Source organism: Mesorhizobium sp. HAY1-8B (assembly GCF_056868045.1).
Genome location: NZ_CP200321.1, coordinates 2,032,771 through 2,058,820, shown reverse-complemented (window position 1 = coordinate 2,058,820; position 26,050 = coordinate 2,032,771). Strand labels below are relative to the sequence as shown.

General features: G+C 59.1%; 19 protein-coding genes. All 19 read right to left on the bottom strand.

Annotated features, from left to right (window positions below; genetic code table 11):
• Positions 1 to 20 precede the first annotated feature (20 nt).
• The 19 genes from AC1VON_RS09990 to AC1VON_RS09900 all read right to left on the bottom strand — a co-directional run bounded on the left by AC1VON_RS09990 (position 21) and on the right by AC1VON_RS09900 (position 26,016).
• A complete protein-coding gene (locus AC1VON_RS09990; RefSeq protein WP_483121847.1) occupies positions 21 to 407 on the bottom strand; it encodes a hypothetical protein in 387 nt (128 codons plus the stop codon).
• Between the two features lie 20 nt (positions 408 to 427).
• Entirely contained in the window at positions 428 to 2,224 is a 1,797-nt protein-coding gene (locus AC1VON_RS09985; protein ID WP_483121845.1) for a DUF262 domain-containing protein, read from the bottom strand.
• An 839-nt stretch (positions 2,225 to 3,063) separates the two neighbouring features.
• Positions 3,064 to 3,978, bottom strand: a complete 915-nt coding sequence (locus tag AC1VON_RS09980; protein ID WP_483121844.1) for a hypothetical protein — start codon at positions 3,976 to 3,978, stop codon at positions 3,064 to 3,066.
• A 113-nt stretch (positions 3,979 to 4,091) separates the two neighbouring features.
• Entirely contained in the window at positions 4,092 to 5,951 is a 1,860-nt protein-coding gene (locus AC1VON_RS09975) for a DUF262 domain-containing protein (protein ID WP_483121842.1), read from the bottom strand.
• A 38-nt stretch (positions 5,952 to 5,989) separates the two neighbouring features.
• A complete protein-coding gene (locus AC1VON_RS09970) occupies positions 5,990 to 6,508 on the bottom strand; it encodes a hypothetical protein (RefSeq protein WP_483121840.1) in 519 nt (172 codons plus the stop codon).
• 147 nt (positions 6,509 to 6,655) lie between these two features.
• Entirely contained in the window at positions 6,656 to 8,506 is a 1,851-nt protein-coding gene (gene drmB / locus AC1VON_RS09965) for a DrmB family protein (RefSeq protein WP_483121839.1), read from the bottom strand.
• Between the two features lie 12 nt (positions 8,507 to 8,518).
• Positions 8,519 to 12,049, bottom strand: coding sequence for a DISARM system helicase DrmA (gene drmA / locus AC1VON_RS09960; protein WP_483121837.1), 3,531 nt, complete (start codon positions 12,047 to 12,049; stop codon positions 8,519 to 8,521).
• A gap of 1 nt (position 12,050) precedes the next feature.
• Positions 12,051 to 12,560 (bottom strand): hypothetical protein, encoded by a 510-nt coding sequence (locus tag AC1VON_RS09955; RefSeq protein WP_483121835.1) that lies wholly within the window; start codon positions 12,558 to 12,560, stop codon positions 12,051 to 12,053.
• Between the two features lie 7 nt (positions 12,561 to 12,567).
• Positions 12,568 to 13,671 carry a helix-turn-helix domain-containing protein gene (locus tag AC1VON_RS09950; RefSeq protein WP_483121834.1) on the bottom strand — a complete coding sequence of 368 codons (1,104 nt, stop codon included), beginning with the start codon at positions 13,669 to 13,671 and terminating at the stop codon, positions 12,568 to 12,570.
• Positions 13,672 to 13,735: 64 nt separating this feature from the next.
• On the bottom strand, positions 13,736 to 14,224 hold the full coding sequence (locus tag AC1VON_RS09945; RefSeq protein WP_483121832.1) for a hypothetical protein: 489 nt from the start codon (positions 14,222 to 14,224) through the stop codon (positions 13,736 to 13,738).
• On the bottom strand, positions 14,224 to 14,817 hold the full coding sequence (locus tag AC1VON_RS09940; RefSeq protein ID WP_483121831.1) for a type IIL restriction-modification enzyme MmeI: 594 nt from the start codon (positions 14,815 to 14,817) through the stop codon (positions 14,224 to 14,226). Before AC1VON_RS09940 ends, AC1VON_RS09945 begins: the two co-directional genes overlap by 1 nt.
• 145 nt (positions 14,818 to 14,962) lie before the next feature.
• Positions 14,963 to 18,262: an Eco57I restriction-modification methylase domain-containing protein gene (locus AC1VON_RS09935; RefSeq protein WP_483121829.1), complete on the bottom strand. Its 3,300-nt coding sequence runs from the start codon at positions 18,260 to 18,262 to the stop codon at positions 14,963 to 14,965.
• Positions 18,263 to 18,271: 9 nt separating this feature from the next.
• Positions 18,272 to 21,415, bottom strand: a complete 3,144-nt coding sequence (drmD, locus tag AC1VON_RS09930; protein ID WP_483121827.1) for a DISARM system SNF2-like helicase DrmD — start codon at positions 21,413 to 21,415, stop codon at positions 18,272 to 18,274.
• A 218-nt stretch (positions 21,416 to 21,633) separates the two neighbouring features.
• Complete coding sequence (locus AC1VON_RS09925; RefSeq protein ID WP_483121825.1) at positions 21,634 to 22,653, bottom strand: hypothetical protein; 1,020 nt, start codon at positions 22,651 to 22,653, stop codon at positions 21,634 to 21,636.
• 1,057 nt (positions 22,654 to 23,710) lie between these two features.
• Positions 23,711 to 24,037: a hypothetical protein gene (locus tag AC1VON_RS09920; protein WP_483121823.1), complete on the bottom strand. Its 327-nt coding sequence runs from the start codon at positions 24,035 to 24,037 to the stop codon at positions 23,711 to 23,713.
• A gap of 198 nt (positions 24,038 to 24,235) precedes the next feature.
• A complete protein-coding gene (locus AC1VON_RS09915) occupies positions 24,236 to 24,433 on the bottom strand; it encodes a hypothetical protein (protein ID WP_483121821.1) in 198 nt (65 codons plus the stop codon).
• Positions 24,434 to 24,705: 272 nt separating this feature from the next.
• Positions 24,706 to 25,173 (bottom strand): hypothetical protein, encoded by a 468-nt coding sequence (locus tag AC1VON_RS09910; RefSeq protein WP_483121819.1) that lies wholly within the window; start codon positions 25,171 to 25,173, stop codon positions 24,706 to 24,708.
• Positions 25,170 to 25,460, bottom strand: a complete 291-nt coding sequence (locus tag AC1VON_RS09905; RefSeq protein WP_483121817.1) for a hypothetical protein — start codon at positions 25,458 to 25,460, stop codon at positions 25,170 to 25,172. Before AC1VON_RS09905 ends, AC1VON_RS09910 begins: the two co-directional genes overlap by 4 nt.
• Before the next feature lie 115 nt (positions 25,461 to 25,575).
• A complete protein-coding gene (locus AC1VON_RS09900; RefSeq protein WP_483121816.1) occupies positions 25,576 to 26,016 on the bottom strand; it encodes a hypothetical protein in 441 nt (146 codons plus the stop codon).
• Between the last annotated feature and the right edge of the window lie 34 nt (positions 26,017 to 26,050).

Below are 26,050 nucleotides of genomic sequence, written 5' to 3'. Positions count from 1 at the left end.
TGAGCTTCGCGTCAGGCTGTTCACGCCGTCAAATAGCGACCGAATTCATCTCTTCGCATCCGGCCTTGGGTTACCAGTCGGCTGAGTGTCCCTGGGACAGAGGTCAACTTCATACCCGGATTGTCCTTTTCGAGGATGTCTTTGACCTCACCAGAGGACAGAGGTCGCGGACTTTCTGAAACCGCTCGGAGACAAAGCTGTAGAATCTGCCCATGGCCCGCTCTCTGTGATGTCTCGTTCAGCCCCAGGAAGGCTTCAAGCTGTTCCTTCCGCACTTCGAGCGCTTCGATCTCGTCATTCACTCGCTCAAGCTCTGCCAGCGCTTCGTCCCGCATCGCCGCTTCTTCTGCAGCAATCCGTTCTCGCTCCTCAGTGAGGCGGCGCATTTTCTCGGCTATGGTTTCCATTTTCGTCCTACTGAATGCTGTCAGGCTGTGGCACGAGAACTGGTATCTATGACGTCACCTTGCAGGGACAGCAGACGCTTTTCGATTAGCTTTTCGCGAGCAGCCACGAATTCAGGCAGCATTCGTAAGTCCCACAAATGCTGGTCTTCTGGGATCAGGTGGCGGGCAAGAAACGAATGGTCCCTCGTCTGAATCCACTCTTCAAATTTCTGATTGGTTTTGATGAGATTGTCATGAGAGGTGAGCAGCTGCAAGTTCCCTACCCCGTCTGCAGTTTCAAGAATTTTGTCGACGCGGGATGATGGGATATTCATTCCCATCAAGGTGCGCCGATTGATGAGCGACTTAGGAAATATATGATCGAGATGATGGGGAACCGCTCCCCAGTTCTTTTCATCGTAGAGAAGCGATAGCACGAGAAAAGTCTGCTTCTGCCCGTATTTGATCTCCATGACATTCGCCAGCGATTCGGGATTGATGTTGGTAGGCCGTTTTCGCTGTTTGGTCAGCGCCGAATAGAGCTCTATGAGCGGGAATTCCCTGTCCATAGTCAGCGATGCGTGGATTGTGTTGCGCGACGCACCGATCGTGCCGTCCGAATTTCCGCCAAACACACCGTTCAACAGTGATGATATCAACCACCGCCTTATCCGCTCGGAGTTGCGGCTATCAAACGCTGTGCTGCCTTCCAGCAAATCCGTGTCGATCTTGTAGAGATAGTAGGCGATTGGAAGCAGAGCGTTCAAACTGGTCAGGGTCTCACGATCGATGCCAAACCGGTTCACGAGCAGAAACGTCCGCCGCAACGCCGCTTTGATGCGTGGCCAGTTTTTCCGCATGATCTCAAGGTTGTGGTTGGTGAAGTTTTTGACCTGATAAACGTGATCCAGGTCCGACAGCAGCAGGCATGCCTTCATCACGAAGTCTTTGTTCACTTCGTTCTTCCGATCTAGCCGGGTGTTGAGCATGTCAACGAAGCTGTAGATCTCCTCGCGCGCCGAAATGTCCGACCACTTCGACGAGATCATCGACAGCATCAGGTCCGATTTGCTGAGCTTCGTGCCGCCATCATTTGCGCGCACGAAAATTCCCAAGACACGGTCATAGTCCTGATCCTTCTCCGTGTAGTAGCAGATGATCTCATCCTTCCACACCATGCGGTGGAGCCGGTCGAGATTACGATTGACTGTCTTCTCATCCAACCGTGAAGCCGTTTCTGGCAGCTTGTCGACCAAGCTGTCCTTGAATTTGTCGAACGCATCATCGCCGGGGTAATTTAGAATTTCGCCAACCTTGATCCAGAATCTGCCTGGAATAGACGGCGGCGCGTTTTCTAGAAGTTCGAAGCCGTAGGGGTTTTCGAGGCTCTCTTCGGTATCATCGTCGGTTGCGGACTGGGTTGGGTCTGTGAGAAGGTCGATATAGAGGCGTTTCCGCTGCCATGCGGATGGGCTGTCCCAGCGTTTGTTCTTAGCTTTCACGGTGAAGGAACCCCGCAAGCCGATTAGAAGCGACGTCAGCCGCTGCTGGCCGTCCAGCACGAGGGTGACATCTCTGCCGTCGGTCTCGGCGATCTCGTTGTGGACCTCGCCGTAGCGGAAATTCTCGGCGAACTTGTAGATCTGCCAGTTCGGCTTGTTCTCGGGAGCTACATCCCAGAACAGGAATGAACTGATGGGATAGCCCTTCATCAAGGAATCAAAAAGGGACAACACTTGTTCGGCATTCCAGACGAAAGGTCTCTGGATCGCAGGCAAGAAGTAGGACCGATTTATCTTATCAATTGTAGTTGCAACGGTTGTGGCGGTGTAAGGCATGGCTTGACGATCCAATAGAGTTGTTTGATTTCGGGTTGTCAGCCGCTTGATTGGTAAGGTTTTGATGAGCTGACGTCGGAAATCGTAGGCATCTGTTAGACAGGTCCGTCGTGGACCCGCAGCGGTGATACTAGCCTAAGGTCTTCGCGCTTGAGCGTATCCGAATTCAAGGTAGAAACGACAAGTCGGTTCACGTCGACGATATCATCCACTTCAATCACGTCACTTGGGTCGTCGCAGGAGAAAATAATCTGATTTTCGGATTCGGAGATGCAAATTCCAAGAAGCAGTTTGAGAAAAGGAAATCGCCACACTTCAGTTATGCGAACCAAAATTGAGGCTATGCTAGGTGCAGACTTTCCAGATATCCCTCTAACAGCAAAGCCCACTGAGCGGGCAGCTTGAGCAAGTCGCCTTGTTCGCGTCGCGCTGTGGAACATGTCTGGCGCTACCCGTTTAGGCGATATCTTATTGGGGTGAGTGTCAGTGCAACCATGCTTTGGCCAGTCGCCGCCAAGATCGTTAAAAAATACACGAGAGCCAAATGTGTTTTGATAGAAGTAAACGCTGGCACCACAGACTGGACAGTGAGCATTTGGGTTTACCAAGCAAGCGGCTTGGCGCCGCTCAGTGACAAAATAATCCCGAAGCAGATTCCTTTCGAGCTTATTAGGCTCTTCGCGAACCGCTATCGACGCCGCGTAGCCGCCGCCATACCCACGGCCAATACACCAACCACAAGTGCAATTAGAGTAATGATTATGACCTGTCACAACTTGCCTTCCCTAAGGCGACGAAAGCGGGGGAATCCGATTAAGTTAGCCACAATCCCACATTTGTCATGCGGCCGTATGGCTTTCGACAACCTCTGATAGTGCCGTTTCGTAGCGAAGTGTCCTTTCGTGTATCCAGTCTGCCATTTCTTCCCAGTTTTTCTCGTCAGCGGTGTCGATCCGGAGCTTTTGAACAAATGGGAATGCACGTCCAATTGGAGCCCCAAGCCGGGGTTCGAGCAATGTCTTGAATGGCTCCAAGCGATCTGCTGTCTGGGATGTTTCATTGCCGCGGCCACTACGCACGAATATGCCGACCCCATCGTTTGCGAACCATCGAGATATGACTAAGTCGCTGTTCGGGACAACGTGCCAGCGCGACCTACCGCCTCCTCCTTGCAGCCCAGGATTGTCGAAGCGATTCGCGTAGTATTCCCAAAACGCTCTACGCATAGTTGCAGCTGGACTTGCCTCGCGGCTGTCTCTTGCTTGTTGTCCAACCAACCTGTCCCAGCCGTTCGGTCTCTCGACCACTTCGAACAAGGGAGCAAGGGGCGAATTGCCAATTCGGACCACTCGCAACTTGACCGCAAAGAACGAGAAGGGTTCGACGGTATGTTCGTTGAGCCAACGAATTGCAGACAAGTGCGCCTCTCGGAACGAGGGCGCTATCCAGACCATGACCTTAGCCTCAAGTCCGGCAAGGTAGGTCATGATCTGGCCAAGGTGGCTATGATCACTTTGTTCAAGTTGGTTTTCGATAAGCACTAGATCTCCCGAGGCCGTATCCCGGGCGAGAATATCGGCTGCAAATCGGTCCACCGGCATCTCGGTGCCTTGAAGCTCTAGCTTGAGCCCAAGAGCCTCTTCTAACCGGTCGAGGTTAGCGGCCAGCCATGGAGTAAGCGAGAGCGCCTCATGGATCCAAGCTTCCCTGGCTGACACGTCAGTTAGAAGACCGAATTGGGTTTGATCTGACATCCGACGTTTCCTTGAAGCTTCCGATTTGGTTTGAACATCTAGCCAGCGCAGTGACAGAAGCACGTTGAGCAGCAAATCAGCTGCCTTGACACTAGCTATGCGCCGAAAATGACTTAGCCAGTCGACGGCGCAGCGTGCCTTGGCCAAATCTGGAGAGCAGCCTCGAACAGCACTGCTGCCCGTTGGCTTATCTGCTCCTCGCTCCAGACATCCGGCCATCGATCAAGCAGCTTCGCATTCATCTGCAATTTCGAGTGAGCCTTGAGGGCGACTGATTTGCAGTTGGCCTTGCCATCGGCGCGCGGTGGGAGTTTCCAGGCCGAGTTTGACAGCGATGGGTTTAGTGCATCGCTGACCAGCGTGAGATTGCCGATCCCGTGAAGCGCGCGATCCCTGTTGAGTTGTTCCGTTTCACCGCCTTCGATGGGCCAATGGTCCCGCCATTTCTGCGGCATGATGTGCTCGATCGTAAGCTTGGAGAAATCGAACCCTACCACAGGTTCGCCAAGTGCTCCTGGCGTCTGATAGTGCTCTTCCAGAGCCTGCAGGATCATAAGGACGCGTCCGCGGCGAAAGAAGCCGTAGAAGACCCGGTTGCCCCATTCCAACTTAAAGCGCGTGTCGTCAGGCCAGAACAACGTGCCTTTGATTTCCGTCAGATATTTAGACATCGCGGGAGCAACGGGCATTGTGCCGTCCACGGCGTGAATAACGTCGACGAGTTCGATTGCTAAGGTTCCATATCCTCTGGTCTGGGCACCGCAAACCATGCGTCTAACCAGGTAACTCTCCAAGATCTCCGCCACTGCATCCCTATCCGCGTCATCTGACCCTTTACGGTCCATGACGGCCAGCAACACCGGTTGAAACACTGACATGTCCAACGGTTTCAGCCGCGTGCAAAAGGTCGCGAAGCGCGTCCGGCCAGTTGGTTGATCGATCTGGCGGAAGAGTTTGCCGTGCACTTGAATGTCATTCATCAGTTGATGAACAGACTGCAAATCCTCAGGGGAAACCCGCGGCTCCGCATGTTTCAGGAATTGATCGTATAAGTGGCTCGCAGAGATCGACTGACGAACTCGACAGGTGAGCCAGTTTTGGAGGAACGTGTCCACACGGGCCCGCGCCGCATGCCCCGTGCCTATCTTCTGGCGCCAATAGCCGGGATCACGATCGAAACTGCTCCAATATTGCTCATAGGGCGCAGTCGCGTCGACGTTGCGTCTCGCGAACTGCCACAGAAGCCAATTCTTAATGAGATCGGCCGGCAGCAGCGGCGTGCCATGGGCGTTGAGTGTTTCGAAGATTGCCTGGGGTTCATCAGAACTATCGAGGTCGAGAACAATCAGGCGTAGATGGTCTTTGAGAGCGGAAGAAAGTGCCGGAACGCGTTGTTCTGCCGACCCTTTGCCCAACCAGGTTCGCATCGAATCGACAAAGAACGTGTAGGCTTCGGCCATGCGAGTCTTTGCGCCGATAAGGTCCGAGGGGCCATTGGCATCCATGACCTGTTGAAACGCGGCCCGATCCTCGTTGGTGGGCCAAACCTTGTATTTCTCCTCCTCCTCATACCCTGGCGGGTTCAAAGTTAGTGCTTCTAGCCGAGGGATTTCTATCCGCGCGCATTTCTCCCCATGCTCGTTGCCTGACCCTATGATCTCGCCAAAGGCATGCTTTGCAGCCTGAAGCACGATCTGCAATGTCGTAAGCCGCTGCTGGCCGTCGATAACTTCCCGCCTCGTCACACGTCCGCTGGGTGTGTCGGTCTGCTCAAGCACGACCGTGCCGAGGAAATGGCCCGCCACCTTCTTGCCGCCTGCCGTGACAAGGCGATCCGCCAAGTTGGAAAGGTCGTCCCAGAGCGGCTCCCACTGTTCTTCCTTGCCCCAAACATAGGGCCGTTGAAACAAAGGCACCAAATGTCTGGTCTGAGTTCCAAAAATGTTGGCAAGTGGATGATAGGTAGGTTGCATTCCGAATCCCCCCGGATTCTTTTCGTTTGTTTGGCGATCTAGATCATATCGGGCTGATCATTGGCAACGGTATTCGCCCAGTGAAATACTCTTTGCTGCTCCTCCCGCAGAAACTCGTCAGGCTCCGTGACGAAGAGGCCGAGTTCACGCGCTACGGAAATGAAGCCGGCTAGACTGTCTGGCTTTAGGTCTCCCGATCCGACGTGGTCCCCATTGACAACAATAGCAGATATCAGTGGCCAACCTCGTCGATGCGCGTATTCGCAGAGCCTCGTCAGATGGTCCCCCATCTGCCAGTGCACTTTTGACCAATCCGCGCCGCTTTCATCTGCGATTTGCTTGTAGGAGAGAAAATGACCCGCAACTGCCGCTCGGCGAATGACGGCGAGCGTCGTCTGGAAATCCAGTGCAGGACTCTTCAACCGCTCTCTCGCCGCCAGGATAGCTGGAAAGATCGGGTCGCTTTCGCGCCCTCCTCTTCGGTAGTTCGCGACCAGGTTTTCGAGCTGGTCGAGCGAATAGCTAGCGAGTTTTTCAGCGTTCAAGATCGGCTTCATTCGGCATCCAATTGTTGTCTTATGACGCCATGGGAGGCGCATCTCCTGGCGAGTTGACCAGCGCGAGACCAAGACAGAGGGAAACGCTCCAGCCGCGCTCGCTCACGGATCGATCGCCGTGCTGGCGCAGCTCTGGCTTCACAGTCTCTAAGGGAACATGGCCGACTTGCTCCCAACCAACGTGGACACCAGAAGCCCTCGGTCCAGCCTGGTATTGCGAGCCTCGCACGATGTCTCAGGAACCAATATGCATGCGTGGCACGCGGCTCCGTGGAGCGGTCGTTCATCAAGGTCCGTTCCAGCGTGATGATCGGCGCAAATGGGGTCATTGGAGCACAGCTCCAGCCCGTGCACGGCCTTTGCCAGGATTTTGGGCATGTGCTCGGCCATGCCGCTCAGGCCGCCAAGGGTGCCCTGCGCACCTGCGGTCGACGTATAGATCAGGATTCCGAAACGGTCGGACTGCCCTGCTCCACTGGCGTATATCCGCTCCTTCAGCGATGAAATCGGGTATCCACACTCCATGGCCAGCTCCGCCATAAGCGCATGCGAAAGTGAATGCAGTACCCAATAGGCCACGCCAAGGTGCTTCGGAGGCCGATTGAAGTTCTCGGCTTCGTGTGCCTCTCCGCGCTGTAGCTCACCAGCGCGGACAACGACGTCAGCACGATCCCGCCACTGGCGGATGTAGTCAGGATTCACGTGAAGGAAAATACCTTCACCAAATTGTTCAATGGCTGGCAGCCATCTTACTTCCCGACTCAACGGGGCTCCATCGACGTTGAGTTGGATTTCGTCGAGCTCGCTCTCGGCCGATGTCGGCGGCGGCTCCAAGCGCGTGAAGCCGTAGAGGCATGTGACTTCGCGCAACCGGCTCACCTTCACGATCCCGGCGAGGAACTGGTCCCAGGGCGGGGATAGGTTCAAAGCAGCTCGATCAAGCGTTTCCGCGAAAAGGAATGCTGCTGCGTCGTCATACCCAATTACCGGTGCGCCTGACGCCAGCGCGTCGAATTCTGCAACGCGAGGATTGGTTGATAACCCGTCGCTGTCCCCTGCCATGGTAGCTAAGGCATTGATTATCTCCTCGTCCGAGAACGGAGCAAAAGGCTCTTTAGTCTGTGGCAACGACCTCAAGACCTGAACGAAATTCGGCAAGCTTCTGAGAGACTCAACGGTTTGCCGGTGCTCCTCGATCGTCTGCCTGACACGATCATCGGTGCGGGTCAGCGAGATCACTGTCACCGTCTGCGCGAAATAGGTATTGGTCGCCGATCGGGGTAGCAGTCGAAGATCCTCGTCGCAGTTATCGCCTGATATATACCTCGGCATCAACCACGGGCTGAAGGCCCCGCATGTGCCGAGGAACTTGGGCTTGTAGAGGTCGGCCATCGTAACGCGGGCGCCACATGTGCATTGAACGGAAATGTCTGATGGATCTGAGCTGACCCCGCGTTCGACCCAGAACATCGGCTTACGACAAGCCCTGTCGCCGCCACGATGCGCCAGCCCCCGCCAGTCGACATCCTCGAGATGTCCCTTGGCACAAGCTCCGACAAAGCGGATCGGATTCACGCCCAGTCGCTTACCACTGACCGGATCCGGGTAACTCAGCCTATCGCCGCGAGTTTGGAGATGCTCGAACTCGACCATGCGCCGCCGCGTCTCGGAGGTAGCTGGCGTCTGCCCAGCTGCTTGCTGTGGCTCCTCGACCGTAAACCACGTCGGAAACACCATGACGTCCACGCCGGGGCGACGGTCATCGTGCCGGTCCTCGTCTTGCTTCGGCGGCGGGCGCAGGCCTTCGAATTCCGGCCCCAGAGCAAGTTGTTGGCGCAGCAGTGGGACTAGCCGCTGCTCCTCTATCGGCAGCCATTGACCGCCGTAGTGCCATCCCTGCAGCCCGGCAACGACCACCGCGTGATCAGGAAGGTCCAGCATCGCGCCAGGACCGTAGGTCAGCAATAGTTGTGAGAAGCTCTGTGTGGTGTCGGGCATTGTGCCTCGCCGCTAAAAGGATTGTCCGGTCGGTGTCTTGAGGCGCAGAAGTGCCACAGGCTCTGTATCCCGCATCGAGCGTCCCGCGATGAAAAGCCGGCGCTCGGGTGCCATGTTGACCTGCTGGCTCTGAGGATCCTGCAGCAAGCGTCTGACTGGCTGCTCGTTCGCATATTTGAACGGATCGCCGCCACTGGTTTGCGTGTCGACAATGGCGATCCAGGCGTCCTTTAGCGTCTCGAGGCGCTGTAAGCAGCGATCGATCTCGGGTTGCGTGGCGCCGCTGACCATCATCTTGGCTCGCACAGTGGCAACAACCGCGACAAAAGCTTGGTCGAACTGCGCGAATCTGCTGGCTGCGTCGTTCGGCGTTAGCCCCGGTTCGAAGTGCCGAACGCCAGCGACCATCGTTGCCGCGAGCGCACGGTCGAGAGCACGCGTCGAGAATGGCGTCACGCTGGTCGCTTCCACTGCCCGATAGAAGCTCTTGTGGAATGAACGGAACTGTTCGTAGTGCATCCGGTCGCGGGGCTTGTGCACATTCAGCAGGGTAACCACCAATCCTGGCTTGAGCGCCTCGCGACCGACCCGCGACGTCGCCTGGATATACTCGGCGGCAGTCTTGGGCTGGCCTTGGACGACCATGAGACCGAGCCGCCCGATATCGAGACCCACCGAGATCATGTTGGTGGCTAGGGCCACGTCGACCGCGGTCTTGTCGTTTGCCGGGCGCCCGAGCCGCGTGCGAGCCTCAGAGACCTTATCGGTGCTGTAGCGCGAAGTTAGCTCCTGGATTTCCCTTAGCTGGCGATTGGCGAAAACCTGTCCGGCGGGTTCCAGCCGCACACGGCTCGACCCGTAGCTGCCCAGATGAGCCCTCACCTCGTCGTCGACGATACGCCGCGCGCCGCCCAGCTCGCGCAGGGCGTTGAAGTAGCAGAGCGCCGTCAGATATGGATCGGCAGGATCGATCGCGCTGCCGCTTGCCAACGCCGCTGCTCCTGCCAAGAGCGTTTGAAGGGTCCTCAGGAATACGAGCTTGGGTCCTCTCCCCGGCGAGGCGACACCGACATAGAGCCGCGAGGGCGACGAGGTGTCCGCTACGGCGAAGAAAGAGTCGTGACGGCTAATTCCCGGCGGCGGGAATATCGCTGTGCTTGTGCGCCCGAAGAGGTTCCTTATCTGTGCGCTGGCCCGCCGCACCGTCGCCGTGGATGCTACGATCTTGGGGCCGCGTGGATGATCGTTGATTTTGCGAGAAGCCAAAAGATCGAAGGCGGTTTCATACAGTCCAGCGATCGTTCCAAGAGGTCCAGAGATCAGATGGAGTTCGTCCTGGATCACAAGATCGATCGGCGGCAACGGCGCTGGAAGCCGCGTGCCGGCATTCGGTTCTGCAGCGCCATAGAAGCCCAAACCGTCATGGCGGGTGACATTGCCGAAAAAGGCGCCAGCGCCGCCTACCCAGGGGACGTTGGCAAACTTGTCGATGGTGGCGATCATGAATGCCGGCAATCGCCGATAGATTTCTTCGTCAACCACGACAATCGGCAGCCTCTCGGCGCTGGAGAAATCGCAATCGATGTTGTCGCAGCGGATATCGAGGCGTTTTGGGTCCTGTTGGTTGGGATGGAGGTGGAACGCGTCCGGCTTGAGTTCGCCGCCGCACCAGGGACAATTCTTGAGCGGTGCCGGTGCAGGACCATGGCCGCTGCGATAGCTTCTGACCCACTGGATTGCGGAACCCTGTGCCGGCGTCCTGGAATTGCCGAAGCTATTCGGCGTCGCACCACCACCGACCCACAAGCCGATCTCGATGGGCCATTGACCAAGGCGGCCAAGTTCGCGCCGTTCGAGTTCGAGCGCGCAAATCAAGCCTGCCGCACGCTGCAGTTGGTCCAGCGTCAGCAGCCGCAGCGTATATCGCATCACGACTGATAGACCAGTGCCCCCAAGCCCAGAATTAGACAACCGCCGCCGCGCAATCGCAAAGGCACCGAGGCCAAGGTAGGCCTCCGTCTTCCCGCCGCCGGTCGGGAAGAACAGCAAGTCTACCGTGGCGCGATCCCGGTGGAGAGGGTCGACGAGTCCGTCCAGGTTGAGGAGAACAAAGGCGAGCTGAAACAGGCGCCAACTGGGCGCGGTCTGCTGGTCCGGCTTCTTCCCGTTCATGGTGGAGCTACGCTGGCGGTTTGCGCGCGCCATGGTGCGATTCATGATCGCGAAGGCTTCGCGGCTCACCGGGTCGGCGGTCAGGCGGTCGATACCGCTCGCGATGCGGCCCCTCGCGACCTCGATGTCCTTGAGAAGCTGGCCCGCAACCTGCTGGCGCTTCTGTCCGACTATCTCGCCGACCATCTTAGCTTGTTGCGCGGCCCAAGCGGCGTAGGCAGCGGGCAACTGCTCAAGCGCCGCGCGCAGGCTGTCGGCGCCATCGGCCGCCTTGGCCAGTGCCTCCATGCCTCGCTCCACACCGAGGAGGTCGATGTCGGCGCCGAGTTTTTCGACGTCCTGACACGGGATGGGAGTGGTGAACACTGTTGTAACCAGCCCATCACCACCCGCTACATCCCAGTCGCCTGAGCTGTTGTGACCGGTCGCGTAGGAAGCAACGTCGCCGTAGTGAAGGTCAGACAATCGCTCGTCGAACTCTTCGGCGTCATACGAGGCCCGGTCGTCATTTGGCTCGAAGCCGAGCGAGGATTTTAGCTCCAGACGTGCCTGGAAGCAGAACGCCAGGTCGCCATAGCGCCTGAGGGCCTCGAAACGCCTATTGACGAGGAAGACCGAAACGGCGAGGAGGTCGCGGCGGCGGCCATCAATGCCTGCGGTGTGCGTCGGCCGAACCGAGACTGCAAGCTCAAGTCCGCCCCCAGGGTAGGCGGGCGCTGCACTTTCCGGAACGAGATACCGGTGGAGGCCATGCTTGAGCGGGATCGACACCCCACGCTCCCGGGGAAGGCGGCGCCACTGCAGGCTGCTACGAGCGGGTTCGTCGAGCTTGCGCTTCTCCTTGGCAGCGGCCTCGCGCTCCTCTGGATTCACAAGGGCTGATGCCAAGGGCGGCTCGGTGACGTAGTCGCCCCAGGTGACCCGCGCCTCGATTGACGTGGCTTCGCGCGACAAAAGCACAGTAAGCCCGATGGACGACGGCTCAAACGAACGGCGTGGCGGCGGTTCGGCTGGGCCGGCGTCCTCGCCAGATCCAGGTCGAGGTGCTCCTTGCTCGAGCCCTTCGGTCTCCCGCTGCGTTTCGAGGGCGAATTCGGCCTGCTGCTCCTCGGCAAGTTCGGCGCGCTTTTCAATGACCGTCTTGCGATGAGGCGCAAGGAACCCAGTCAAATACCAGGTCGACGGGCTCGTTCCCTGCAACACCTCATACGCGAGATCCGGATCGAAGTCGGGGTGCGGGCCGACCAGATCACGCCGAAGCATTTCGACCAGCCTTTCACGCACCTCGACGGGAGTGGTTGGCTTGGAAAGGATGCTGAGCCGATCCTGCACCGCTGATGCGGTGCTACTCGGTGGATTCGTGTTCGTCACCTTACTTCCCCTCCCGCTGAGCCAATTGTGCCAGCGCCTGTTCCAACCACTTTTGGGTGTATGCCGACTTGAGCTCGATCGTCGGCCGGAGGCCAACGTCACGCAGCAGGCGCTCGAGCGACACGAGACGATCCTTCAAGCCCAGGCGGATGCCAATGCGAAGGCTGGCCTTGTCTGGGCCGCACAACACCCATGCATCCGTTCGACTGGCCGCATGAGCCCAGAGGGCCTGTTCTCCCGCATCCAAGAAGCCAATCTCCGGGTCGCGCGTTAGCGCTTTGGCGAATTCGGCGTCCTCAACCGCGTGGACCGCTTTGAGCGTAGCCGTCAGCACTTTGCTGTCGATCTGGCGCTCAGGTCTGCGCCACTGAAAGCCCGTCTGGGTCTCGACGAAACACACGCCGACTGTTTCCACCGCGTATCCCCCCGTCAGCGCCTTCCACGCGCCGACGCGCCAGCACTCGATGATGACGTTGGTATCGATGAGGACTGGACCAAAATGTCGCGCCATATCGACATCACAGCTCGTATGGCGCTTCCACGCCGTGAGCGGCGAAGAGCTCCGTGAAATCGTCGATCGCTATATCGAGGATCGAGGCAATCCGGCGCATCGATGTTTTGCCCTCATCGAGCGCTGTCGCAACGATCTGCACGAACGGTTTCGAGAAGAGTGGCGGCGGCACCTGCTTTCCTGGCCTGCTCCTGCCATTGTTCCTAAGGCTGTCTTCAGAAATAGTTTCGTTTTGAGCGCGGCTCAGGCGCCCCATCCCGACGAGTCTCCAGCGCAGGGCCTGCGAGGTCACCAGCAGCTCGTCGGCCACTTCATTGAGGCGATGAGCAAGCGCCTTGTCGCTGAGCGCCCAATCGCCAAACCGATCAAGAGTAGGCGAAGGCATCAACAGCGAGGAGGCGAAGTTGTCCGCCAGCTGCTCCACTCGGTTGCGCCTTACTGGCATAGCTTCCTCAATGTGCTCTGGCGGCATCTTTTCCCAAGTGAGGATGTGGAAGAGCTCATGAGCGAGGTCAAAATGCCGCCGGCCGGCGACCTCATTGCGATTGATGAGCACGACGTCCAGTTCGGGCAGTTGGCAGGCCGCGCCAGACACCCCCTCGATCGGGTCGACCATCAACACCAGCATGCCGAGCCGTGCCGACATGATTTCGGCGAGCTGGCGCGCCGGCACATCTCCCAGACCGAACTCCGCTGCGAAGCGCTCGCCGGCCGCAATCGCATCATCGTAGCTCGACTGCTTGGTCAGGCTCAGCGTGGGCCGGATCAGCGGCGGCTGGTGACCTACCTGGCGTCCTAGAACGCGGAAAGCCGCTATGAACCGGCCGGCCGCCTCTTCGTAGCCGCGGAGCTTGTCACCATCCACGCCGGTCTGACGCCAGGAGAAGCGCCCCTCACCTGCAAGGAGAAAGGGATCGGTGAAATAGTCGAGCCGAACGCCAAAAATCTCGGCCGCGCGTAGCAGCTCGTCAGCAGCCACCCGACGCTCCCCAGTTTCGATAGCGGAAAGCGTCTGCCGGTCCCTAAAACCGAACGCTCGCGACAGATCGTCCTGCGATAGTTTTCGATCTTCCCGAAGCGCCTTTATGCGCACGCCGATGGTAGTGGTCATTTCAGCCCCCAAGTGCCTCATATAATCTTGCAAAACTCAATTTGCAAGATTATCTTGCGAAAGCCTACTTGCCGAATGTAAGCCCAAGCAGGACCGCGACGAGTGAACCGAGAAAGCTCGCTACGATTGGGACCCACCATCGCCGGTCTGTGTGCTGTTCGCGCGCCTTGGCGTGGAGCTCGATCGCAATATCGATTAACGTTCTTATATCTTGGTCCGGCACCCGTGGCCGCGAGGCAAGCGACTTATCGTTTTCCGGTAGCGCGTCAAACTCTGCTTGGCTAAGCATTCTGCTCTCCTTACGAAAGAAACGCCGTGGTAGCGCCCGACGCCAGAGCAGTGCGTAGTAGCCTTGGTAGTTGGGCGATTTCCGAAAAAACTCAGGATGGCTCTCAAATACTCTGAGCCAAGCATCGGCTTTTGCCTTGTCCCCCGAAATGCCTTCTGCCCAGTCCTGGCAAGGCAGACTGGACCGCTCGTTCATCGACATGAATTGAATGGCGGCGATCACATCCGCGAGACGTCCCGGAATCAGATACGGCGACTTTGCCATCATACCTCCTCGCCAGTTTCGTCTTCGTCGAGCCGCTCGTCATCATCTTCCCTCGGACGTTTGCGACCCTTCTCGTGCAGGCCCCGGCGGACTTCTTCCGCGTAGCGTTCGGCGTTGAGGGCGAGGAGGCGGGAGAGGACGAGGTCGCGTTGGGCGGCGGGCCAGAAATAGCGGCCCTGGTAAGTGTGGTCGTCCTCGACCTCCTTGGTGAGGAATTCGGGCCTGACCGTTTCGGCCAGATCGTCCCAGCCATAGGCGCGGAGAACGGCGCGATCCATCTCATCGTGAACCTCGCGCAGGCGCTGGATAGCTGGGCCGGTCTCGCTGTCGTTGTGGAAGCGGTTATAGGTCTTGGTCATCCCCTCGCCGGCGGCGACCATCAGCTGGGCGCGGTGGTCGTGATAAGTCTGGCCGATAGCCTCAAGCATGGCGTCGGCCTTGTAGCCGGGCGGGAAGGGGAATGTCTCGAAGCAGTCGGAGATCGAATAAGCGAGATCATCTTTCAAGCTAGCACCAAACTGCCTTGCCCAAGTTTCGTGAACCCTACTTTGCAGTAGGACGAACGTTGATGCGTTCCAGTTCGGGATGATCATTAATTTGTTCGAAAAGATGCAGGTTGCAGGCAGCTTAGCTAGTGCAAGGTGAGGACTGTAGAGCACACAAGCAACCACACTCGTGCTGCCGACTAGAGCGGCGTAAAGATCTCCCCTCGGACGGTCATAGTGCCACCAATGGGCCCTAGAGTGTGCCCCCTCTTCCCCGAACTAACTGTTCAACAATCGAAAGGAGTGGAGGCCAATCTTCGGCCACTGGGCCGCTGTAGTCGGGTGGCACCAAACCACTGCGAAGTGAGGCTGCTCGGTCGCTCTCTGACATGGCTGCCCAACGCTCCTTGGTTTCACGCCGCAGAGGAAAGTCTTCGAAGGTAATCGCGTAGCGTGAATGCTGATGCGTTGGCGAATTGGCAACCTCCTCGCCGCCCAGCAGGGGCCTAATTCGCTCCGCTGTGTTTGGGATTGCAGAGGTAATCCTATGCATCTCAGCGATGCTCTCTGCACGACCCTCCGCCGCAGCCTTATCGTCGAATGTGAAACCGACTCCCAAGATCACGGAACCTTGGAATGCGCTCCCTACGTTGGAAATGAGATTCCTAGGTTCATCGTCAAACTCCCCTGAGACGAGATACGCGGAAATCCTCGGCACTTGGCGTTCATCGAGCGCCGCTGGCTGCTTCTCTCCTCGGAAGACATGCACGATCGATACGACCACCGCCGCACCCTCGTTCGGCCACTGATAGCGCTTGACCGCCCGATAAATGCTCCCCCCAAACTTCACGATCGCAGCTAGTCCCGTCTGTCGGGTATCGCCTTGACCTATAGTGTTGGTAGCAATCAGCCCAAACGCGCCACCTTTGCGCAACAAGCTGAACGCCCGCCGGAAGAAGTGCGCCACGAGATCGGCGTTACCATGCGCGCCCGCATGCAATTGCTGTAGCCAAGGCAGGTAGCGTGGGCCTGACCCTGCGCTGATCGTGTTTTTGCCGGCGAAAGGCGGATTGCCGACGACCGTATCGAACCCAGGATTGTCGCGCATGAACACTTCCGGAAACTCGACCTGCCAGTGGAATGGCCTCCAGCCCTGTTCGGTGCGGAAGCGCCTTGCGGCAGATTCAATCCTATCCCATTCGGGCCTGAAATGGGCGGTGATCCAACTCTCGACCTCAGTCCGCGCCTGTTCTCTCGCTTTCGCCTTGTCGGCCGAAAAGAACGCAGCGACAACCGCGTCACCGACCTGCCTGGCAGGTTCGATCTCTTCCTCGACACGGCGGTGTCGCGACTCCTGGATGGCTCGCGTCACATCGTCGGGCGCCGTTCGGATGGCCTCGCGACCTTCAAGCGCCTTTCGCACCTCGTCGCGTATCAACTGCCGGTAAAGCGGCAGGCCAGGCTTGGTGTCGTCCCAGTTCGCCGCTTCGATCTCGTGCTGCGTCAATCCAACCAGGCTATCTCCCGCCTTGATAGCATGATCGAGGAACGAGAATTCATGCTCGCGCGCGAGCGTCGCGAGCCAAAGCGACAGGCGCGCCAGATCGACGGCCATCGGGTTGCGGTCGACACCATAGAGGCAGCGCTGGGCCACCAAGCGGCGGGCGTGGATCACCTCATCTTCGTCGGCTGGGATGGTCGGCTTCTCCGCCTTGTGTATGTCCCAGGCTTGCTCAAGCCGCGCGCCAAGCTGGCGGCAGGCTTCGACGAGGAATGCGCCCGAGCCGCAGGCCGGATCGAGCACCTTTAGCGACAGCACCGCCTCAGGCGAGGCGTTCGCGCCGATGCGCTCGAAGGCCGGATCGAGCGCGTGACGCACGATCGGCTCAGTGAGCGGGCGCGGCGTATAATGCGAACCAGAGCGGCGTCTTTCGTCGGTCGGCTGCAGATAGGGCACGCCGGCGCCGATTGGCGTCGCCCTTGGCGATGCTCGCTCATCCACCGCGTTGCCCAGCGCCTCAATCAGCCCATCGATATCTTCCGCGCCCTTGACGGCAGCAGCCTGTTTCGCCGAGAGCTTGATGGACAAATCCTTGAGCGATTTTTGCCGTTCGCCTGGCTTCTGCGCCAACAGTGTTTCAAGGCCGATGAAGTTCGGAAGCTTCTTTTCGTCCTTGAGCGCGATCATGCGCTCGGAGGCACGCATTGTGGTAAAGCCCATCACAGTCTCGTAGACGGAGCCGATACTCTCGACGTCGAGTGCGCGGTAGGAAAGCCGCTCGCGCACCTTCTGCCCATCGAGGCCGCGACCCTCGACGGTCATCAACCCATGCAGGATGCGCAGGATTATTCCGTCCGACACCGGAAGCACCTCAGCCGCTTCCTTCGCCGAGCCCTTGTCGCGCCCTTCAAGGAAGGCGAAGGCATGGGGGTCGAACAGCTTGCCGCCGCGACGCGCGACCCAGTCGGGATAGCCCTCATGGATAATGCGGAACACCGCGAGCAGTTGCCCCCAGGCGCCGCGCCGCTCGTCCATGGTGTCGGGGTTCAGCGCTTCGTCGTCGAGCAGGCGCGAATAGAGTGTCTTTATCGAATAGCCCTGTTCCCACAGCTCACCGAGCCCATCCTCCTTGTGGGTGGGCAGCAGGTCTCGGTCCTCGGCATAGAGCAGGAACACCAACCGCATCAGGCAGGTTAGCAGCCCCTCATAGAGATGATGTGGATCGCTGGCGGCGAGCGCCTCGATGCGGGCCGGATCGGCGCGATGCATGCCGCGCAGCAACTCGTAGAGCGCCTCGAGCACCTGGCTCGACAGTTTCTCGGAAACCTCGTTCTGTGCCTCTCGCGAAAGCTTCAGTAGATGCCTCAGTCTCGTCTCTGGCGCACCGGTCCAGAAGGCCGTGCGGCCGAGGCAGAGCTTAAGGCCCGCGAGCATTGGCCGGCCTTCGACCCGACCGAGCGCCGCCAGCGGCCAGGTGATCCAGCCGGCCGTCTCGCCGCGTGGCGCGTGGATCAGCCGCAGTGTGTTGCGGGCAATGAGGATGCCGGTGCCCACGCCGGTCTCACGCAGCAGCCGTTCGAGCCTTTGGTGCGGACTGGCCTCCCACTCATTTGCGCCGAACTGCCCGCGCACGTCGGGATCGAGGTCGGGATGAACCAGCACCAGCAGCTGGGCCGGCACGTCGGCCTCACCATCGCCATCGCGCCACAATAGCGCCATATGAGGCTCCAGCAACGTGCCGTGCTCGGGCAGGGTTCGCGACAACTCTGACGGCACGGCCGGTCCGTCCGGAGCCCCCGCGACATACCTTGCCGGCCAGCCGAGGAGCGTGCCGAGAAAGCGCCAAGGATCGCGAAGCACAAAGCCTCGATCATCCTCGCGCTCGGACTTCGGCGGCAGACCAAGGGCGTCAGCGGCCGCTTCTGTGTCGAGCGGCCCCTGCCGCAGCGGCGTCAGTCCGCTGTTGCGCAACACATTGGCACCGAGGACCAGACCCTCGGGTTGCAGGTAGTTCAGCCATTGGCTGGTTTCGTCGATATCGCCCAGTGCCAATTGGTCGCCTCAGCTCGTTGTGGGCCAGAGATAGACCAGCCCGATCGGCTCGAGCTGGCGCGCCGCCACTGCATAGTTGTCGCGCACTTTCTGCGGTTCGGTATCCAGGTCCGCCTGCAGCCGCAGCAACTTGCCGTCCCAGGAGCGGCGGTCGGCCTCGAACTGTCTTAGTTCGCGTTCGGCCTGCTGCTTCTGCTCCTCACTCTGATAGAGGTCGAACGATAGCTGGGCCGGCGGTTCAGCATCGCGCATGCTTTCTCGCACGCGCTTGATCTGACGTTCAAGGAGGTCACGCAGGCCGTTGGCCTCCCGCTCGCCATTTTCCGCCAGGTCCTTGATCGCCGCCGTTTCGGCAGAGGCGGCACGGCGTTCGAGATGTGGCCTGAGATCGGTGATGTCCCCATCCACCGACTGCTTGAGGCGTTGGACAATGCCGTCGCCAGGCGACCGCCCGATGCGCAATGCCTCTTCGAGCTGAGCGATCGTGGTTGCTTCGCCTGTGTCGCCGAAAGGTTCGAGGGGGACTTCCCGACGCACATCGCGCCATGCCGCCGTCACTGGGATGATTTCCTCGTGCAAACGCCGTGCATCCGGCCCGAATAGCGACAGTCGACCGATTAGCACGACGCGGGGCTGGGCGCCTGCCCCAACGATTGCTGTCACCCGGCCAATCGAGGTCCGGAAGCCCTGAGACGCAAAGCGCGAAATCAGCCGCTTCACCAGCCGGTGTTCGAGATGCAGCTGGATGATATCCTGTGGCTCGGGCTCGCCATCTGCAAGAACCGGCGGATCGAAGACTAACCCACGCACCGGCGTCTCCCGCCGCCACCGGGCGCGATCACGCTGGCGTGGCGGACGGCCCGGGCGCAGCTCGTCGAAGAGCGCTGCCCAGGTTGCATCCTTCGCGAAGGCTGGTGCGTCCGGATCGAGCGTGACCGCTTCAGGAACGGCGAAGTGGCCGGGCTCGAGCTTGGCGCCGTCGTCGGCCAGCGCGATCTCGACGATCCGCTTCACGTCAGCACCGGTAACGCCGACACGCTTGCGCGCATCTTCGAGGCGTCGCTGCAACCAATCCTGTTCTTCCTTCAGTCGCCCGATGCGCCGCTCTGCCTCGTCGTCGAGATCGCGCTTTGCGGTGCCCACCCCATCGTCAGAGACGTTCTCGATCTCATCCACAAGATGGTCCACCTCGCCACGCGAGATTCCACTTTCGGAGAGCCGCTTCTCGATCTTGAGTCGCAGAACCTCTCCGGCCGTGCCCAACTGCTTGCGGATGATCTCGGTCTTGCGGATCAAAGTATCGAGCACGCGATCTTCGACGCGCTGCTTGTAGAGAAAATACCGGCAACTCACGGTAGCCGCGGGCTGCAGCTTGCGGTCGATGCGGCCATTGCGCTGCTCTAGCCGGGACGGATTCCAGGGCAGGTCGATGTGGATGAGATCGCGACAGCGGGTCTGCAGGTTAAGACCCTCGCGCGCGGCGTCTGTGCAAACGAGAATGCGGATCGGCGCCTTGTCGAAGGGCGCGTTGAAGCGCTGCTTGATGGCGTCGCGTTCATCAAGGCTGGTCCGGCCCGTGAAGCTGACGATGCGGCCCGCAAGTTCAATCCTGCCCCGGCTGCGCTCGCTCAGGCCCTCCTCGAGACGTTCCACGACCCAACGGCGGGTATCGTCCCATTCCGTGAAGAGGATCAGCCTTCGATCCTTCCACGCGTGCTTCTCGTCGAGCATCTCCGCTTCAATCCAGTCAAGGAGCTTTTCGATCCGCTGGTCAGGGACATGCCGATGCGCCTCGGTGATCTTCAGCATGGCTTCGACATGGGCGATCGCCGCGTTGAGATCGCCGAGCTCTCCACGCGCGTCGTGCGTAATCAGTTCGATGAGATCGTCGCTTTCGTTGACGTCCTCGGCTGTGTCATCGGCACCCGCCAGCTTCTCCTGCCGACGCTGAAGCGTCCGCAAGTGCGTCCTCAGCGTGCGATCGAAGGCGATGATAGAGGAGAACAAGCGCTGCTGCAGGTTGGCGAACAGGAACCTCGCACGGCTCCCGCCCATATTGCCGGACCGGTATGCATCAAGCATCGCAGCCAGCCTAAGTTCCGGCGCGTCGGGCGGTAGCCCATCGATGACGATCGGGTTGACCAGGCGCTCGGGAAACTTGTGTCCCAGCTGGCGCAGGTCTTCCTTCAGCCGGCGCACCATGACGGGCTCGAGGTCTTTGGCGCTCACCTCGATCCCGCGGGTGAAACGCTGCGGGTCGAGGATATCCAGCAGCGTGGAGAAGGAGTTGGAATGACCGTTGTGTGGCGTTGCCGACAGGAACAGCCGGTGCTCGAACGGCTGCGCAATTTCTCTCACGGCACGCGTCAACTGCGACTCGGTCGCCCAGGCGATCCCTCCGGCCGGGGCGGCATGATGGGCCTCGTCCAGGATGAACATCGAGCGCGCCCGATATGAGCCGAGAACATCCCGCAAGCCACTCATGTAGGTCTCATCCGCAAGCACACTGTGCGAGACGATGAACCGAGATCCGATGCTCCATGGATTGGCCGAAAAACCACGACGCCGACGGCTCTCAAGCAGGTATTCACGGTCGACGATGGTGAAGTCGAGACCGAATTTCTGGGACAGCTCGTCCTGCCACTGCGACTGCATGGATGCCGGCGCTGCGACCACAACGAAGCTCAGCCGTCGGCGCAACATAAGCTCGCGCACGATCAGTCCTGCCTCGATTGTCTTACCAAGACCGACGTCGTCGGCGATCAGCAGGTTGACGCGAGGGAGTTCGAGCGCTTTCGCCAGGGGGAGCAGCTGGTATTGCTCAAGCCGTATTCCCGAGCGGAATGGGGCCTGAAACAGCCGTCGGTCGGCGGAGGTCGCCGTGCGCCACTCGGTTGCTCTCAGGTGAGCACCGAGGCGCCGGGGGCTCTCGAATGTGCTCTTCAATAAGTTCGACCAATCCGAGGTGTCGACTCGCTCCAGATCGAGCTCGGCCTTGACCGCGATGCGTAGTCCATCGCCCTGTGAGTCGTCCTCCACCGACACCAGATCCAGCGTCGGCACAGAGCCTCCCTCGGCCAGCGCCTCTACTATCCATGTCGTCGATCGAGCCCGAACAAAGTCACCGGGCTGAAATGTCGGCCTACCAGTCAAAGAAGAATCTCCCCCGCACCATGATGAACGCGGTTTACAGATGCAGGTCAACTCTTATGAGGTCTGTCATACCATTGACTAGATCTAGTTGCCCAGGAAATTGCCATGACGACTTCAGCCGGTAGCCTCCAGACTGTCGCAAGGCCATGAGCTCGACGCGGACACCGTGACCGGCCCACTGGCTCCCTACACCCGCATCTCTCGCTCTTGTTCACGGACTATCGCCTCGCCGGAAGCGTTTTCAGCAACTTAATGACCTCCATCCGCCGGATAAAATAGAGCTCGCTCCCGAGCCGGCGAATTGGCTTGCTAGCAAAATACCACGCGCCATTGATCGGCCGTGACATTCTCGCGAACCACCCACGCTTGAGCCGACGGATGGAGATCCAGTCTTTGGAGCTGTAGTTGCTCCACACGACGCTCGGCTTGTCTTTCAGATGCGCCTGCCGCTGACGAACCTTCTTCCACTCGCCTCCCGCAAGACGCAACGCCTTTCGTGCCGCCTCTGCCTCACCGGACGCGATCTGAAGCTCACCATGCAGATGCAGTTTATGCCGATCCGAGATCTCAACAGCGAACCAGTAATCGACCTCTCGACCAAGTGCACCCTTAAGTCGACGAGAGATGCGTTCGGATAACCAATCCACAGCAGACGTCTTGCTTCGCGCCTTGATCTCCACGTCAGCGGACAGATGAAGCGTGAAGGCTTGACTGGGGCCAGAATGTCGAAGGGCATGATGAAACCACTCAAGCCGTCCCGGATCAGACAGATCGCGCCACGGGGCCGGAACGGTGTGCTGCCGAAGGCGAGGATGGACGACTTCATAGTCGCGCCAGAAGCGGGCGTGGCGGACCTCCTCAGCGTCGCTCAGGCTTTCAGGCTTGTAGAACGCAGGTGAGTGGTTGGCAGGATCAACGTCAAAGCGGATAACTGGATAGAGGGGATGGGAGGGTGTCACCGATGTAACTGAAGTCCCCCCACTCACACGCACATTATCGGAGACCGCAACTGCTTGGAAAAACGGGCGAAAAAGCGCGTCACGAAAGACCGATTTGACCCTTGTCGATTTTACTTTGTTGTCAACGCAGGTGCGTGCTTTCAGGGTTTCGGCCTCTTCCCGTTCAAGAAGCTCGAGCTCTTCCAAATCGTCGTCACTGAGGTTTTCGAAGTCGAGATCGTTTAGCGAAAACGTCTGGTGGTTCGCCTGACAAGCGGGCGCTAAACTGCTATAATTCATCCTATCACCACTTGAGACCGGTCGGCGCGAGCGACGTCTCGGCCGGTCATTTTTGTTGTCTGCGGCAATTATAGCGGAACCGGATCGGGGTGTCGGTCCGGATCGAAAATTACCGTTATTAGGACGACTGACGTCTTAGAGTCAGTTTCCCGATGCAAGCCTAGATGATGTGGCCAGCGCGATGTCCATAACGATATGCACTTCGAATGCATTTACTTGCCGTGACTCGACACCCTGTCGTTCGTCATAGCCGGACGGACGGCAGGAGCGTGGATGGGCGGTCCCCGCGCTCCGGAAGCATCGCGAGCAGGCAAACGTGGTCGACCACCACGGCATCTGGCACCTAGGTCAGCCTGTCGACAGAGAGGATCACGTGCGACGCTTTTGGGCATGTCTAGCCCTAGCGAAAGGGCGTGACGCATTCCAGCTTCATAGGCGCAGGCCACCCCGGCAGTTATCATCGGGGACCGCATTTGCAGCATGGATATGTTTCCGGGCTTGGTATGCTTGGGTTCCCATTACGCATAGCAATCACCGGGCTGCATTTTACACAGGACTTCGTTCAAACATATTCCTTCTCTTGGCTGTCTCTCGACGTTGGAGTGTGTCGACGCTCGCTGGTGAGCTTGAAAGCGGGTGTGTTTCGATGTTGACGCTCGGGTTGTTTTTCGATGCTCGTCTGGAAATGTAAAGCTAGGTCAACTTAGGGGAAACACATGAGCTTTATGACAAAGCTCGTGTGACAAAATGGGCTTTACATCTGTAAAGATGGCCTGGGTTTGGATGGACCGTGGCCTGGGCGTTGGTTGGCCGATGTTGACGGCCGTCTACTTCTTCTTGGTGTAGGCTTTGCGCCTGGCGCGCATGGCTCTTCGCCTATCACTCTCCACGACGGTGTGGCCGGAGTTGAAGGAGATCAGCACGGCATAGGGAGCGTTGTCAGGATATGCTTGATCGTAGACAGCCAGCCCGCCCGGCACCTCTTTGACAACGTGGGTCGGGACGTGATTCTGGAGCAGAGCAAGGACTGCCTTCTTTACCGATCCTGGTGTCACGGCTAGCCCCGCGGTGGTGTGCGCTTGCGCGGCGTGGCGCCAAGTGACTGCACCACGCCGACGCGAGAGCCTGGTTTGGCGGCCGGCTTTACCTTGGGCCGAGGCTTAACGGCGGGCAAGGTCGACATGAACCCCTTTGCAGCGTGCATGCCATTCGCTGCGTTGTCGACGGCTTCGATCGAGTTGGCATCGATGTGATAGACCATGTCATCGACGCGGAAATAGACGCCGAGCCTGTTTTCGGCGACGATGTGGTCGTCACCTTTTGAGAATCGATCGGCGAGCAAGGTCGCCAGCGTGTGCAGTATCTCTTGGCGGCTGGCGCCCATGGTTGCCTCCCTTGGTAAACCGTGGGGTGTCTTACGCAAAGGTAGGGCCGGCGCAATGGCTGGCCCTGGTCTGTTGGGGCGGATTCGATGAGAGATCGACAGCGCGGTTAGCGTCACAAATGAGGGTTTTTGACGCAATCGCGCTGATCCTCCTTGGAATGTGGTTAGCGGGACTAATCGCGCTCGCCATCAAGGCGTTTAGCTGAGATCCTTGAAATAGCGGGTCTTGGTAGCCGTCTTCTCGGCGTCTCGCCGAGCCCAGGCGGTGAATTTCTGCGCCACCACTGCTTCGATCTTGTCGAGGGCGGGCTTAACATTCGCCGGCGTGGCCAGGTCGATGTTGCCGCCGCCGGTGGAGTTGGTCTCGGTGTCGATCACCTTGTCGATGCGGATCATGGCGTCACCTTCTCCAATGTGACAAGCGGTGCGCGGGGCGCTCTGCCTCTTTCGGCCGGCTGTCGGTCATCGCCTGTGATCCCATCCCTCCAGATCGATGAAGCCGAGAACTCCAGCGAAACCACTCTCCCTGCGATTGCCGTTGATGGAGCGTCTCGGTGCGATATCCCCAGTCCCAGGGGCCAAGGCTGATCTCACAGATCTGCCTTGGCCAACGGCACGGGTCAAAGTTATAGCGCGTTGAGCGACGGGTGTCGGTCGGATTGTCGAGGCTACTTCGTGGCCGGCTTGGAGGGTTTGTGCCGAGGGTCCTTCGGCTGAGTCATACCGCGCGGGGCAGCCCGGACGACTTCGCGCTCCGCCGCTGCGATCGCAGCGGCGATCGCGTCCTCACGCCAGGCAAATTGCTCAGAACCCCTAGCTGCGCGCGCCACGAGCCAGACATCGTCGGCGGGAGCGATCAAACTGGGCAAATGAAAACTGCCACTGGGATACCCTTCAGTTATGCCTCTCATCCGCTTGAGCAGCCGGACTGCCATGGCGTCATCCGTCGCGTTAGGACGGCTGTCATCCTCTTTTACTGCCTCGGCTTCTTGGGCTCGAAACTTAGATACCTTCTCTCGATAGGCTTCCTCCTTCGCGCGCAGTTCGACCATGCTCTTTTTGAACGAGTTTTTGGAAATGAAAGAGGCCGCGACGACGATCGCACCGGCCGCGCCGAGAAGCAGGATCATCATCATTTGAACGCCTCCTCGAGAATCTCCCGTCCGTTGTAATGTAGGAACATTGCCCAGATTAGGCAAATACCGATCGCGAACCCCATCTCCACATAGTCGTTCAGCGCCCACGTTTTGGTGCCAACGACGTAACTAACGAGCGGGCTGAGAAAGCCGCCTGTGACAAAGCCAGTCGCAGCCCTGTCCCATGAGGCCGCTCTAAACTTGCCCATCTCCAATTTCAGGATTCTTGACCTTTCAAGCTCTGCCTTCTCGGCCGCCAACTCGACCGGATCTTGATCACTTGCCATGGAATCCCCTCAAAGCCCTCTCAGAATAGCCCATACGCTGGATTGGCGCGATAGAGACGTTCCTGGCGTTCTCTCGCAGCCTGCTCCTCGGCTCTGCTCTCTGGCCCAATCCACGTCATCGGCAAAAGATATCGCCCAGAGCTGCGTCCAGGTGCTCCTTGATGAGTTGCATGGCGAACCGGTTCTGATCCATGCACTCGAAACCATTCAGCCATTCGCTTATACAGCTCGCACCTTGGCGACGTTGGTGGCTGTAGCCGAACGCAGCGGGCCGTGCGCCCTGTAGTAATAGATTTGGCAGACCATGGTTGGAGTTCATTGAAGTAGGGGGTTTGGTCGCCGCTTCCTCAGTGTCTCGCCGGGCTCGGCGAACAACAGCCTCGTAGAAGGCGCCTTTCATCGAATCCGGCTTGGCGATGCGCGGTAGCCATAAGGCGAACATCCCACGAGGGGAGGTGGTTCCCGAATTTTTGATCTGGTGGCGCCAAAAGGTATCCGGATAGAAGGACCGAGGCTCACCTAGGACTTCGATCCGCTGGATGAAGCTTGCGATCAAAGTCGATTGGTTCCTGGGGCGCAAGACGTCCGGA